General features: G+C 58.0%; 12 protein-coding genes. 3 read left to right on the forward strand and 9 right to left on the reverse strand.

Going from position 1 to position 12,818, the window contains the following annotated elements; all coding sequences use genetic code 11:
- Positions 1-6: 6 nt before the first annotated feature.
- The 5 genes from aceF to puuE all read right to left on the reverse strand — a co-directional run bounded on the left by aceF (position 7) and on the right by puuE (position 7,470).
- Positions 7-1,263 carry a dihydrolipoyllysine-residue acetyltransferase gene (gene aceF, locus ACO07T_RS11940; RefSeq protein ID WP_422049600.1) on the reverse strand — a complete coding sequence of 419 codons (1,257 nt, stop codon included), beginning with the start codon at positions 1,261-1,263 and terminating at the stop codon, positions 7-9.
- Between the two features lie 24 nt (positions 1,264-1,287).
- The gene (gene aceE / locus ACO07T_RS11945; protein WP_422049601.1) at positions 1,288-3,942 is read right to left on the reverse strand and encodes a pyruvate dehydrogenase (acetyl-transferring), homodimeric type; all 2,655 of its coding nucleotides are present in this window, start codon (positions 3,940-3,942) and stop codon (positions 1,288-1,290) included.
- A 196-nt stretch (positions 3,943-4,138) separates the two neighbouring features.
- A complete protein-coding gene (locus ACO07T_RS11950) occupies positions 4,139-5,479 on the reverse strand; it encodes a uracil-xanthine permease family protein (protein WP_422049602.1) in 1,341 nt (446 codons plus the stop codon).
- 66 nt (positions 5,480-5,545) lie between these two features.
- Positions 5,546-6,058 carry an ureidoglycolate lyase gene (locus ACO07T_RS11955; RefSeq protein WP_422049603.1) on the reverse strand — a complete coding sequence of 171 codons (513 nt, stop codon included), beginning with the start codon at positions 6,056-6,058 and terminating at the stop codon, positions 5,546-5,548.
- A complete protein-coding gene (puuE, locus tag ACO07T_RS11960) occupies positions 6,055-7,470 on the reverse strand; it encodes an allantoinase PuuE (protein ID WP_422049604.1) in 1,416 nt (471 codons plus the stop codon). Before puuE ends, ACO07T_RS11955 begins: the two co-directional genes overlap by 4 nt.
- Before the next feature lie 154 nt (positions 7,471-7,624).
- Here puuE and uraH point away from each other — a divergent pair, with 154 nt between their 5' ends.
- Positions 7,625-7,981 (forward strand): hydroxyisourate hydrolase, encoded by a 357-nt coding sequence (gene uraH, locus ACO07T_RS11965; RefSeq protein WP_422049605.1) that lies wholly within the window; start codon positions 7,625-7,627, stop codon positions 7,979-7,981.
- Here the strand turns inward: uraH and ACO07T_RS11970 are convergent.
- Positions 7,978-8,904: a LysR family transcriptional regulator gene (locus ACO07T_RS11970; RefSeq protein ID WP_422049606.1), complete on the reverse strand. Its 927-nt coding sequence runs from the start codon at positions 8,902-8,904 to the stop codon at positions 7,978-7,980. The two genes, uraH and ACO07T_RS11970, sit on opposite strands and share 4 nt — an antisense overlap.
- 258 nt (positions 8,905-9,162) lie before the next feature.
- Here ACO07T_RS11970 and gph point away from each other — a divergent pair, with 258 nt between their 5' ends.
- Positions 9,163-9,819 (forward strand): phosphoglycolate phosphatase, encoded by a 657-nt coding sequence (gene gph / locus ACO07T_RS11975; RefSeq protein WP_422049607.1) that lies wholly within the window; start codon positions 9,163-9,165, stop codon positions 9,817-9,819.
- Positions 9,820-9,922: 103 nt separating this feature from the next.
- Complete coding sequence (locus ACO07T_RS11980; protein ID WP_422049608.1) at positions 9,923-10,501, forward strand: PA14 domain-containing protein; 579 nt, start codon at positions 9,923-9,925, stop codon at positions 10,499-10,501.
- Positions 10,502-10,632: 131 nt separating this feature from the next.
- On the opposite strand, the gene ACO07T_RS11985 is transcribed toward ACO07T_RS11980, so the two are convergent.
- From ACO07T_RS11985 to ACO07T_RS11995, 3 genes are all read right to left on the reverse strand, one after another.
- Positions 10,633-11,307, reverse strand: coding sequence for a hypothetical protein (locus tag ACO07T_RS11985; RefSeq protein ID WP_422049609.1), 675 nt, complete (start codon positions 11,305-11,307; stop codon positions 10,633-10,635).
- 57 nt (positions 11,308-11,364) lie between these two features.
- Positions 11,365-12,111: a hypothetical protein gene (locus ACO07T_RS11990; RefSeq protein WP_422049610.1), complete on the reverse strand. Its 747-nt coding sequence runs from the start codon at positions 12,109-12,111 to the stop codon at positions 11,365-11,367.
- A 73-nt stretch (positions 12,112-12,184) separates the two neighbouring features.
- A complete protein-coding gene (locus ACO07T_RS11995; RefSeq protein WP_422049611.1) occupies positions 12,185-12,598 on the reverse strand; it encodes a hypothetical protein in 414 nt (137 codons plus the stop codon).
- Positions 12,599-12,818: the final 220 nt, after the last annotated feature.

The raw sequence follows: 12,818 nt of genomic DNA on the forward strand, positions 1-12,818 counted from the left end.
CCTCCCTTAGAGCATCAGGCGACGCACGTCGCCCATCAGGTGCTTCAGCGTGGCGCAGAAGCGCGCCGCCAGAGCACCGTCAATCGCGCGGTGGTCATAGCTCAGAGACAGCGGCTGCATCAGGCGTGGCTCAAACTCTTCACCGTTCCAAACCGGCGCCATTTTGGAGCGGGTCAGACCGAGGATTGCCACTTCAGGCGCGTTCACAATCGGGGTGAAAGACGTGCCGCCAATGCCGCCGAGGCTGGAGATGGTGAAGGTCGCGCCGGACATGTCGTCGCCCTTCAGCTTGCCTTCACGCGCCTTGGCGGAAAGCTCCATCAGGTCTTTGGAAATTTCGATGATGCCTTTGCGATCCGCATCTTTGATCACCGGAACCACCAGACCATTGGGCGTGTCTGCCGCAAAGCCGATGTTGTAGAAATCCTTCTTGATCAGCTTGTCACCATCCGGATGCAGCGAAGAGTTCACTTCCCAGTGCTGCTTCAGCGCAGAGACGGAGGCCTTGATAACAAAGGACAAAAGCGTGACGCGGTAGCCGTCTTGCTTGGCCTGTGCATCCAGCTCACGGCGGTAGCCGTCCAGCTCTGAGATGTCGGCTTCTTCGTTGTGCGTGACATGCGGGATGTTGAGCCAGCTGCGGTGCAGGGCCGGGCCGGAGATCTTCTTGATCCGGGGCATATCCACATCTTCGGTTGGACCGAATTTGGAGAAATCCACCGCTGGGATCGGCGGGATGCCCATGCCGCCCTGTGCCGCACCAGCAGGCGCCGCCGCTGTTGTGGTGGACTTCAGGAAGGCGGTGACGTCTTCGCGCAGGATGCGGCCCTTGCGGCCTGTGCCGTTGACCTTGGCCAGATCCACTTCCAGCTGACGCGCAAAGGCGCGCACCGATGGGGACGCATGTGCTTTGCCAAACCCAGCGTCTGTCACAGCTGCCGGGGCAGGTGCCGCTGGCGCAGGTGCCGCAGCAGGTGCCGCCGCCGGGGCGGCCTCGGCTTTGGGGGCCGGTGCTGCGTCTGCAGCCTCTTCTGCTTCCAGCAGCAGAACCAGCGAACCTTCAGAGACGTTATCCCCTTCGGCCACTTTGATCTCAAGCACCTTGCCCGCCGCCGGGGAAGGCACTTCCATGGTGGCCTTGTCGCTTTCGATTTCGATCAGGGGATCTTCTGCCGCGATCACATCGCCTGCGCTGACCAAGACGGAAACCACTGGAACTTCAGTGAAATCACCGATGTCGGGAACTTTGACTTCAATTGCCATGTTTAAAATCTCCTCTCTTCCCGATCACACCAGGCGCGGGTTCGGCTTGGCGCCGTCGATGTCATATTTGGCCAATGCGGCCTCAAGGTCTTTCTTGGTCACAGAGCCGTCACGGTAGAGATCCACCATGGCGGCTGCGGCGATATGGTTGGCATCCACCTCAAAGAAGCGGCGCAGGTTCACACGGCTGTCAGAGCGGCCAAAGCCGTCTGTACCCAGAACCGTATAGCGGCCCGGCACACAGGTGCGGATTTGCTCTGCGTAGTTCTTCATGTAGTCTGTCGCGGCGATCACCGGACCTTTTGCTTTGGCAAGTTGCTCCGCAACAAAGGACACTTTTGGTTCCGCCAGCGGGTTCAGGCGGTTGTGGCGGGCCACATCCTGGCAATCCCGCGCCAGCTCGTTGAAGCTCGTGGCAGACCAGATTTCAGCGGTTACACCAAAGTCTTCCTTGAGCATGTCTGCGGCCTTCATGGCCTGCACAAGAATGGTGCCGGAGCCCATCAGCGTGACGTGCTTCTTGGTAGGCTTTTTGACTTCCTGGAAGCGGTAGAGGCCTTTGATGATCTCGTCTTCCACACCCATAGGCATATCTGGATGGGCGTAGTTTTCGTTCATCAAGGTCAGGTAGAAGAACACATCTTCCTGATTTTCATACATTCTCTTGAGGCCATGCTGCACGATCACAGCAACTTCGTGCTGGAAGGTCGGATCATAGCTGACGCAGTTTGGAATGGTGCCCGCGAGGATATGGCTGTGGCCGTCCTCATGCTGCAGCCCTTCGCCGTTCAGTGTGGTGCGCCCTGCGGTGCCACCCAGCATAAAGCCGCGCGCCCGGCTGTCGCCTGCCGCCCAAGCGAGATCGCCGATCCGCTGGAAGCCAAACATGGAGTAGTAGATGAAGAAGGGGATCATCGGCACGCCGTGGTTGGAATAGGAGGTTGCTGCCGCAATCCAATCCGCCATGGCGCCCGCTTCGTTGATGCCTTCCTGCAGAACCTGACCAGAAGTCGATTCCTTATAGTACATCATCTGATCGGCATCTTCTGGCGTGTAGTTCTGCCCTTCAGGGTTATAGATCCCGACCGAGCGGAACAGGCCTTCCATTCCGAATGTGCGGCTTTCATCCGGCACGATTGGCACGACGTTTTTGCCGATCTGCTTGTCACGCAGCAGCGTGGTCAGGATGCGGACGAAGGCCATAGTGGTGGAGATTTCACGCTCGCCGGTGCCTTTCAGCTGCGCGGCAAATTTGTCGAGCGCGGGGATTTCCATCTTGGGGGATTGGCTCTCACGCTTGGGGAATTCCCCGCCAAGCGCTTTGCGGCGGTCAGCCAGATAGGCTTTCTGCGCGTTGTTGAGCTTCACAAATGGCGCTTTGGGCAGATCTTCGTCGCTCACTGGGATCTCAAAACGATCCCGGAAGGCACGCAGTTGATCTTCGGCCATTTTCTTTTGCTGGTGGGTGGTGTTCTGACCTTCACCGGCGCTGCCCATGCCGTAACCTTTGACGGTCTTGATCAGCAGGCAGGTTGGCATGCCCTTGGTGTCAGTCGCACGTTTGAACGCGGTGTAGACTTTCTGCGGATCGTGGCCGCCGCGGCGCAGTGCCCAGATCTGCTCGTCTGTCCAGTCTTTGACCAGTTCCGCGGTTTCCGGATATTTGCCGAAGAAATGCTCGCGAATGTAGGCACCGTCTTTGGACTTGAAGGTCTGGTAGTCGCCATCAACGGTTTCATCCATCAACTGGCGCAGCTTGCCGGAGGTGTCTTTCTCCAGCAGTTCGTCCCAGCCTTTCCCCCACAGCAGCTTGATGACATTCCAACCCGCGCCGCGGAAGTCACCTTCCAGTTCCTGCACGATCTTGTGGTTGCCGCGCACTGGGCCATCAAGCCGTTGCAGGTTGCAGTTTACAACGAAGATCAGGTTGTCGAGACCTTCGCGCACGGCGAGGTCGATGGCACCACGGCTTTCCGGTTCGTCCATTTCGCCATCGCCAAGGAAGCACCAGACCTTGCGGTCTGCCATGTCGATGAGGCCACGGTTGTGCATGTATTTCATGAACCGCGCCTGGTAGATCGCCATCAGCGGACCAAGGCCCATAGATACGGTTGGGAACTGCCAATAGTCGGGCATCAGCCAAGGGTGCGGATAGGAAGAAAGGCCTTTGCCGTTCACCTCGGAGCGGAAGTTCTCAAGCTGCTCCTCGGTCAGGCGACCTTCCATGAAGGAACGCGCATAGATGCCCGGGATCACGTGGCCTTGGAAGAACACAAGGTCACCACCATGGATCGCAGATTTGCTGCGCCAGAAATGGTTTAACCCTATATCATACATCACCGCGGAGGAGGCGAAGGAGGCGATATGGCCGCCATATTCGCTGCTCTCTTTGTTGCGGCGCACCACGGTCGCCATGGCATTCCAGCGGTTTATGGTGCGGATGCGCCATTCCATATCGAGATCGCCAGGAAATTCTTCCTGATCATCCGCCGGGATGGTGTTCTGGTAAGGGGTGGTTGCCGAGAAAGGCAGTGTCGCACCGGCCGCACGGGCCTGTTGCACCGCTTTGTCCAGCAGGTAATGGGCTCTGTCTGGGCCGTCCCGCGCAATCACGTCTTCGATTGCATCTTGCCATTCTTGGGACTCGATTGGGTCGATGTCAGAAATCTCGTTCGCCATGCGGCGTCTCCTCCACTGAAATCCGCGTTTCAGACACTATAGTTTAACATTAAACAATCAAGCTAGTGGGGCGGTTGCATGGCTCCCATGCGCTCAGATCATGTCTGATACGGGGTATGGCGGAAGCGTTAAAGACGGGTGAGCAGACAAAGAAAAAGGGGCGCGAACGCCCCTTTTAGATCGGATTTGCAGAAGGTTAGCTGTCTTCTTGCGGCAGCACCAGGTTGAGCACAATTGCGCAAAGCGCTGTGGGCGCCACTGCGGATGTCATCAGTGTTTTCACCACGCCCGGCAGATATTGCACGGCGGTTGGCACAAGGTTGAGCCCGAGACCTGCCGCAAGCGAGACCGCGATGATCACCATATTGCGGCGGTTCATGTTCACCTCGGTCAGCACGTTCAGGCCTGCGGAGGCAACCATGCCAAACATCACGATCACGCCGCCACCCAGCACCGGGAGCGGCATAGAAGCGATGACGGCGCCAATCTTGGGCAGCAAGCCGCAGACGATCAGAACGATACCACCAATGGTCACCACATGGCGGCTCATCACACCTGTCATGCCGACAATGCCAACGTTTTGGCTGAAGGATGTGTTGGGCAGACCGCCAAACACGCCTGCCACGGCTGTGCCGAGGCCATCTGCGTAGGTGGCGCCCTGGATCTCTGCATCCGTCGCGTCACGGCCAGCGCCCGCTTTCGCGGTTGCTGAGGCGTCGCCCACAGTTTCAATGGCAGACACGATGGAAACCAAGGTGACGGCGATGACGGCGCCAAGGCTGAACTCAAAGCCATAAGGCAGAGGCGTGATGCCTGTCACCCAAGAGGCTTTGCCAACCGCTGCGAAGTTTACCATGCCGAGTGCAAAAGCCAGAACGTAGCCTGCCAGAAGGCCCACCAGGATCGCGGCATTAGACAGGACGCCTTTGGTGTAGAACTTAAGCACCAAAGCGACGATCACAACGGTTAGGGCCACGGACCAGTGCTTCAGCGAGCCGAAGCTTTCGGCTTCCATTTGAAAGCTCGCCGCGCCACCTGCTGCATATTTGATGGCCACCGGGATCAGGTAGAGGCCGATCGCAAGGATCACCAGACCTGTCACCAGCGGCGGGAAGAGCCAGCGCAGCTTGCCGATCACGGATCCAAGCGCAAAGTGGATAACGCCGCCAATGATACAGGCGGTGAGCGCAACGCTCAGACCTTGGGTCGCGGCGACACCCGCCAGAACGCCCACAAAGGCGAAGCTGGTGCCTTGCATGATGGGCAGGCGCGCGCCAATGGGACCAATCCCAACAGTCTGAAAGAGCGTGGCGATGCCTGCAAAAAGCATCGCCATCTGAATGAGATAGACCTGTTCCGGCCCACCAAAGGCCAGACCAGCCGCACCGGCGACGATGATTGAAGGGGTCACGTTGGAGGCGAACATCGCCAAGACGTGCTGAAAGCCAAGCGGAATTGCCTGGCCTAAAGGTGGCGTGACATTGGGGTCGGCATACTGCCCCAATGTCTGCGTGTTGGTAGCTGTGGTATCAGCCATTTTTGCTTCTCCTGTCGGTCGTTACGCCCTGCCACTTCTGATATTGAGCAGCTTGAGGCAAGAGGGTCAGGTGAGGCCTGACCGGGGGATTTGGTCGGCCACCACGCGATACGGGGTGTCGAACCAAAACTCTTCTAGGTTGGCGGTGTCTCCGATGCGATCTACTACGGCAAACAAGCCGGGTGCGCTCAGAGGTGTCAGCACCCCGTGCCATATGTTGCGATGAAAGTTGATGCCCTGGCCGGGTGCCGTGAGGAAAGCTTGGGGCACATCGGGGGTGCCGCCTAAATCTTTGGCAACAATCACCAAAAACGCATGTTCCGTCATCGGAATGAAAGCCTGCGAGCCGTCTGGGTGCCGCTCGACCATGTCCAATATATATGGCAGCGTGCGAGGCGTGGCATTGAACAGCGAGATGCCCGCACGTCCCATTGGCCCAAAATCCATTTGGGCCAAGTCGTGATGCCGACCGCACATGCCTTGATTGATGATCTTATCAGGAGCGTCCCGCAGCGTGATGACATCGCCAAATGGCGCGAAGGCTTCTGCGGTCAGGGGAAGTGCATCGATATCGGTCAAGGCAGCAAATCCTGCAGGCGGAACTCGGCAATCCGCTCTACCTGTCGGCAGGCTTCTGCAAATTCGGTTGTGCTGTCGTTGCCGATCCGTCGCTCAAAGGCGGCCATGATGGAGGGTTTGTCGTGATCGCGCACTGCGATGATGAAGGGAAACCCGTGTTTCGCAACGTAGTCTGTGTTGAGTTGCGTGAAACGGGTGCGCTCTTCGTCGGTCAGCATGTCCAAACCTGCGCCGGCCTGCTCTGAGGTGCTTTCAGCGGTCAAACGGCCAGCCGCCGCAAGCTTTCCAGCCAGATCAGGGTGCGCCTGAAGCACTTTTAGGCGGGCTTCTTTCGGTGCGCGGCGGAAAGCGCGGCAAAGCACATTGTGCACCCCGGCAGCGCAATCGTGCGCCGGGCCAAGTTCCAAATCATGCGCTTGCTCAGCAACCCAGGGGGAGTGCTCAAAGATGCCGCCATAGCTTTCCACAAAGCGGGCTTTGTCCATCATGCTTGGGCGCTCGATCCGCTGATGCGGGTGATGGGTTTGCCAATGCTCGGCGATGTCGATCCGCCGGGGTGTCCAAACCCCTTCAAAGCTCTGGATGTAATCCACAAACTGCTTGAGCGCCGCGAGTTTGCCCGGGCGCCCGACCAAGCGGCAATGCAGCCCGATGGAGAGCATCTTGGGTGCGCCGTCGGTGCCTTCGGCGTAGAGTGTATCGAAGGCATCTTTGAGGTATGTGTAGAAGTCCTGCCCAGTCACCCAGCCCGGTGCCGTGGCAAAGCGCATGTCATTGGCCTCAAGCGTGTAGGGAATGATCAGTTGATCACGCTCTTCCAGCTCCAGCCAATAAGGCAGGTCGTCGTCGTAAGTGTCTGAGATATAGTCAAAGCCACCTTCCTCAGCGACGAGCTGCACGGTGTTCTCGGAGCATCGGCCTGTGTACCAGCCGCGCGGGCGCTCGCCGACCACCTCGGTGTGCAGGCGGATCGCTTCCGCAATCGCGGCGCGCTCTTCATCCGCTGCCATATCTTTGTGTTCGACCCACTTGAGGCCGTGGCTGGCGATCTCCCAACCGGCGCTCTTCATAGCAGCAACCTGTTCGGGGCTGCGGGCAAGTGCAGTCGCGACACCGTAAATTGTGACGGGAATATCCGCGCCGGTGAAAAGGCGATGGAGGCGCCAGAAACCGGCGCGCGCGCCATATTCGTAGATCGACTCCATGTTCCAGTGGCGTTGCCCGGGCCATTGCGCGGCGCCTGGGATGTCTGACAGGAATGCCTCGGAGGCGGCGTCCCCATGCAGAACGCAGTTTTCGCCGCCTTCTTCGTAATTCAGCACAAATTGTACGGCGATTTTGGCATCATTTGGCCAAGCAGCGCGGGGTGGGTTTTGGCCATACCCCCGCATGTTCCGGACGTAACGAGTCACGTTGTCGGCTCCCTCACATTTTTGTCATTATGTTCTAACGCGTGCAAATGCCCAAGACTTTCTCTTTATTCATGAAAGTGTTGTTGGCACTCTGGCTTTGCTTGGCGGAGCATCATCGGCGATAGACGATGCACAAGAAATGTGAGGGAATTTTATGGCTGGCTATCTGACAACCCATATTCTGGACACGGCGCGGGGCGTTCCGGCAAAAGGCATTCGTATTTCGCTGTATCGCGTCAGCGGCAATTCACACCGCAAAATTGCCGAGACTGTCACCAATGATGACGGCCGCACAGATGCGCCAATCTTGCCAGAAGGCGATTTCAAAACAGGCACTTACGAACTGATCTTCCATTGCGGTGACTACCTGCGCGAGACCGGTCAGGCGGGAGATGATCCGCTCTTCTTGGATGAGATCCCGATCCGCTTTGGCATGGCTGACGCCGAGGCGCATTACCATGTGCCGCTGTTGCTGTCCCCATTTGGGTATTCCACCTATCGCGGCAGTTAACCTTCTGAAACGGAAAGGTTTCCGGAGAGCGCAGCTTGCACGCGTGGAGTCATGAACTCGATCAAAAGTCGTGTTTTAGGATCTTGGTGACGGCGGTGCGTATATAGCAGCGCCATCTGGATCGGTATCGGCGGCGTGTCTTGCAGAACGGGCACCAGAGCGCCTGATTTAAGGTGTTCTGCGATCTCAAACACCGGCTTGAGGGTGATGCCAAAGCCCTCAAGCGCCCAGTCTGTAAGCACATCTCCATCGTCTGACTCAAACGGCCCTTTCACTGCAAAACGCTGTGTTCCGTTCGATGTTTCCAGCGGCCATTGGAATTCCGGAGCGCCGGGGTAGCGCAGGTTGAGGCAATCATGAGTTCCATCCGTAAGGGCCTCAGGCGTCTCAGGTGTGCCACGCTGCGCGAGGTAGCTCGGGGATGCACAAAGCACACGCGGGCAATCCGCAATCTTTCGAATGCGCAGAGTGCTGTCTTCTGGCACACCTAAGAAAAAGGCGACATCCAAGCCCTCTGCGGTTAGGTCCAGCTTCCGGTCAGAAAGGCGCAGCCTCAGATCGACCAGCGGATATTCTTTTTTGAATTCTGGAACTAAGGGCGCGATCAGTCGTCGGCCAACCCCCAACGGGGCGGCGATGTGAAGCAAGCCACGTGGGCTTTGCGTGATGGAGTTCACCGCGGCTTCGGCGTCTTCTATCGCCTCCAGAACCTTACATGCGCCATCATAGAAGGTGTTGCCCTGCTCAGTGGGATTGAGCTGCCGTGTTGTGCGGTGAAAGAGACGCACACTAAGATATTCTTCCAACTGAGAAATCCGGGAGGATGCCACGGCTGCAGATATCCGCTGATCACGGGCCGCGGCGGACATGCTGCCCAGTTCATAGACACGTACAAAGGTTCGGATGTTGTCGATGTAGGACATGGATCTTCAGGATTTTCTTGAAATAGGTCGGTGTTCTTCATGTTAGTGAAGAAAGCCCGAATGCACCAGCGTATCGCGGCGACAGATTTGCAGAAACCTCTCGCCAGATCGGTTCAGGGTTGAATGAATGCCCTCTGGCAACAAGTTGGGGGCTAGTTCTCTGTTGTCATCACGGCTCGTTGGTAGAGCGCACCCATGCGCTTGCCTTTGTCCTCAAAGATTGTTTCTGTGCGCCGAAAGTTTTGGGGAGCACTAAAGATGATCAAGGCAGTGGTATTTGATTTGGACGGCACTCTGGTGGACAGCGCGCCGGATATTCAGGCCTCGGTCAACCTGATGCTCACCGAAGAAGGTTTTGAACCTCTCGATCTTGCGACGGTAATTTCGTTTGTGGGCAATGGTTTGCCCAAGCTTGTTGAGCGTGTGATGGCCACGCGGGGCATGCCGGTGGAAGAGTTTGATCGCGTACACGCGCGGGTGTTGGCAATCTACAATGCATCAAATTCCGACAAGACCGTCGTGTATGACGGCGTGTTGGACGTACTGCGGTTGCTCAAAGAGCAGGGGATGTTTCTCGCGGTGTGTACGAACAAACCGGAAGAGCCCGGGCGGCATGTGTTGGCCGGGTTGGGTCTTGAGGGCTTTTTTGATGTCGTTATCGGCGGGGATACTTTGCCAGTGCGCAAGCCTGATCCTCAGCCACTGAATGAGGCGATGGGCAGTTTCTCTGCCAAAGAGGTTCTGTATGTGGGCGACAGCGAAGTGGATGCCGGAACCGCAGAGAATGCGGAGGTGAGATTTGCCTTGTATACGGAAGGCTACCGCAAGTCTCCGGTCGAGGAAATCGCGCATGATGTGCGGTTTTCGCATTGGAACGACTTCCTGCGTGCGGCGGAGCTGAGTGCCATCGCCTGACGCGCGTCAGGTTCCTTATTCTGTCGCTGAACTGTGACTTGCCCCGCGGGTGTCAAAGATTCTAGGCTGCGATAGAAGAATGCGACACCAGGGAGGTTGCACAGTGAAGTCTTTTATTTTCAGTGCGTTGGCGGCAGTTTCTGTTATGTTTTCCAGCGCGCTTTCTGCACAGGTGATTGAGTTGACACCTGCGGATCCACAACCCAAAGGTCTTAAGACCGGGCTTGCAGTTGTCTACGCGGTCAATGACCGGAGTGTGCGCAACCTGCATCCCGCGCAGCGCCGGATTGAGCGCTTTGGCGAGCTGGGAACGCCGCTGCCGGGTTTGAACTTTCCAGACAAGGGCAAGGGCGCGCCAGTGATGACGTCAGGTCGTGCGGAGTTGGTTGGCGCAGAGGTGACCGGCTACATCAAATTTCCGTCGGCCGGGGTCTATGGTGTTGAATTTTATACAAATGATGGCGCACAGATCTGGATCAGCGGACAGACCGTGGGCAAGATTGACGGCATCACCGCCTGTGCCAGCGCAGGGCGACCGCAGGTGAATGTGCCTAAGGCTGGCTGGTATGACATTAAGGTGCTGTATTTCCAGAAAGAAGGCACGGCCTGCTTTGAAAGCGAGTGGACACCGCCAGGCGGCAAGCGCCAACTGATCCCGGACAGCGCCTTCGGATACAAATAGGCGCAGGAACACAGAAGGGGGGCCTTGGCCTCCTTTTTTGTGCGCAGGTCCACATATGTATCGTGTCGGTATTGCGGCCGTAATGCGGTGGTATCGCGGCTGCGGATCGTAAGTGCAAATACCGACGTGGTTTAGCGGCAAATGCCTTCGAGTTCCGCCCCTTCCCAAGGCAGGATCACGGACTCCAAGCGGGGCAGATCATCGACAGGGAAGTGATCATCCAGCAGGGAGCGAAGGCGCGCGGTGCGGGGGGCTTTCGGATCTAGGATCGCGCAACAAAGGTATTCTTCGACCACAGAGGCCTGCTGCTCATAGCCGTAATCCAGGAAGGTCTCTGCCGAGGCGGTTTCAAACTGATAAGGATCTACGCCGTGTTTGTGCTCGCTCGCGGCGCGGCGGGGTGAATATCCGGTGACGTCGCGGTTTTGCCATTGCCAGACGTGGGTCATTTCGTGGGCAAAGAACAGTGCGGCGCTCATGTGCACTTTCTCGGGGTAGTCCGGCAGATAGTTGGGGACAGACCAGTCCTCGGTGGTGAAGAGGCGGTTGAACAGCACCACACCCGCGGGGGAGGCGGTGATGATCTCTTCTTTAGGTTCGGGATTGATGCGTTCTCGACAGGCAAGGCGCGGGCGCTTTTTGTATTCAAAGGTGGCAACGCCCAGAGGTACATCACGGGTGATACGCACGCGGCTGGTGTCCAGACTGTCGCCATGCACATCGCGCGCAAAGGCGGTCTCGGTCTCCGTGAGGGGACGGGTGCAGGAAATCAGGGTCAGGGAGAGAAGGCAAAGCAGGCGGCGCATGAAAGAAGAGTAGCAAAGGCCGCAGATCGGACAAGGCGCAAATCGATCACGTCACAGTCAGATCAGCCCGTCGATGGTGCGGCCCAGCCGGAAGGGCGCGGCAAAGGCCACCAGACAGATGGCGACAAATTGCAGGATCAGAAGAGCGCGGCCTGATTGCAGCACCTCCCAGGCCTCGCGCAGGGCGCTGACATCTTCAATCAGAGCGTCATAGGTCAGCGCCAGAACACGGTAGTCGGCAGCGATTTCCGGACGGGTCGGGGCGATGTCTTTGAGCGCCATAACAGTGGGCACATCGCGGGTGTCAAAGGCGAGAAACTCCGCCTCTTCCAGTTGGGCGGCGGCCTGTTCCATAGTGTCCATGTCGTCGCGATTTTTGAACAGCAGAGTGAAGCCTTCGAGCGGCGCGCGGCGCTCTGTTACGGAGACAAAGAGTGGAAGTGCAGTGTTGCTGGCAGAACTGGCGGAAAGATATTCGACTTTCTCGCAGAGCTTTTGCAGCTCGTCTTCGGAGACATCGTTGCAATAGCGCAGGCGGAAGCGGGCGGCGTCGGTGTCAAAGGCGCGCGACGCGGTATAGGCGACGGTGACCTGACGGTTCAGCGCTGTGCTGTCCTCCTGATAGATGCCCACGGCGATGGCGACCACAGCCCCCAAACCGCCAAGCGCCACCCAGATCACATCGGCCAATTCCCATGCCTTTGAGCGGTGCGCGAATTTGAACAGCAACAGCGCGCCGACACTGCCGATCATGAAGAAAAGCAGGATCAGAGGCAGTTGATAGATGTGAATGAAGTCAGCCATGGGGCGAGCATAGCGGGTTCCCGTTGAAACAGGGTTCACAGGTGGGTCAGGGGTGTTTCAATACCTGATTGGCTTATTTTGAGGTGGGCACAAGGCGCCCGCCCGCGCGGCATTCCTGAAAGTGAAAGCTGTAAAATTCCTGATCCTGCGCGCGGCCTTCAGACGCGCCAAGAGTTGCGCCGATCATGCCAAAAGCCTCGGTCTGTTTGCGGTCGCGCGTTCCGATGTAGCCGAGCCCCTGGCCAAGATTGGTGCCGGTGCGGCTGCCTTGCTCGGTGCCGCGCATGCCGGTGGCGGCACGGGCGTATTGGTCACAGAAGATCTCGGTGCGGGGGTCATCCTGTGGCCATTGATAGAGGTCTGAGGTCTGTGATTTGGGGGCTGCGGCTTGGGACATGTGATTGTTTTGATAGCGTTCGCTGTCCGCACGGGCCTGTGCGAGGGCCGAAGTCGGGAGCAGGAGGGCGAAGAGGAGGATCAGGCGCATGGGGCGGAGTGTGGCAGTGCCACCGGGCGGGGGCAAGCCGTAGGGTGCGCATTTATGCGTACTGAATTGGGGTGTTTGTGGGGGCGCGGTTTATCGAAAGGGTGGTGCGCATAAATGCGCACCCTACGGGGAGGAAAAACGCCAACCATCGCGGAATGCGACGCATTCCGCCGCGCCCGACCCTCCTCAATGGGAGCGCGCGTTTCGTACCCATCCTCTG

It is taken from the genome of Shimia sp. (genome assembly GCF_965227725.1).
In the GTDB taxonomy this organism is placed as follows: domain Bacteria; phylum Pseudomonadota; class Alphaproteobacteria; order Rhodobacterales; family Rhodobacteraceae; genus Shimia.

Excerpts from the sequence above, each read along its gene's own strand:
- ACO07T_RS11990 (WP_422049610.1), bottom strand. The coding sequence starts at position 12,111 with ATGGCTGACTTCATTCACATCTATCAACTGCCTCTGATCCTGCTTTTC.
- ACO07T_RS11985 (WP_422049609.1), bottom strand. The coding sequence starts at position 11,307 with ATGCGCCGCCTGCTTTGCCTTCTCTCCCTGACCCTGATTTCCTGCACC.
- gph (WP_422049607.1), top strand. The coding sequence starts at position 9,163 with ATGATCAAGGCAGTGGTATTTGATTTGGACGGCACTCTGGTGGACAGC.
- aceF (WP_422049600.1), bottom strand. The coding sequence starts at position 1,263 with ATGGCAATTGAAGTCAAAGTTCCCGACATCGGTGATTTCACTGAAGTT.
- ACO07T_RS11995 (WP_422049611.1), bottom strand. The coding sequence starts at position 12,598 with ATGCGCCTGATCCTCCTCTTCGCCCTCCTGCTCCCGACTTCGGCCCTC.
- uraH (WP_422049605.1), top strand. The coding sequence starts at position 7,625 with ATGGCTGGCTATCTGACAACCCATATTCTGGACACGGCGCGGGGCGTT.
- ACO07T_RS11950 (WP_422049602.1), bottom strand. The coding sequence starts at position 5,479 with ATGGCTGATACCACAGCTACCAACACGCAGACATTGGGGCAGTATGCC.
- ACO07T_RS11970 (WP_422049606.1), bottom strand. The coding sequence starts at position 8,904 with ATGTCCTACATCGACAACATCCGAACCTTTGTACGTGTCTATGAACTG.
- aceE (WP_422049601.1), bottom strand. The coding sequence starts at position 3,942 with ATGGCGAACGAGATTTCTGACATCGACCCAATCGAGTCCCAAGAATGG.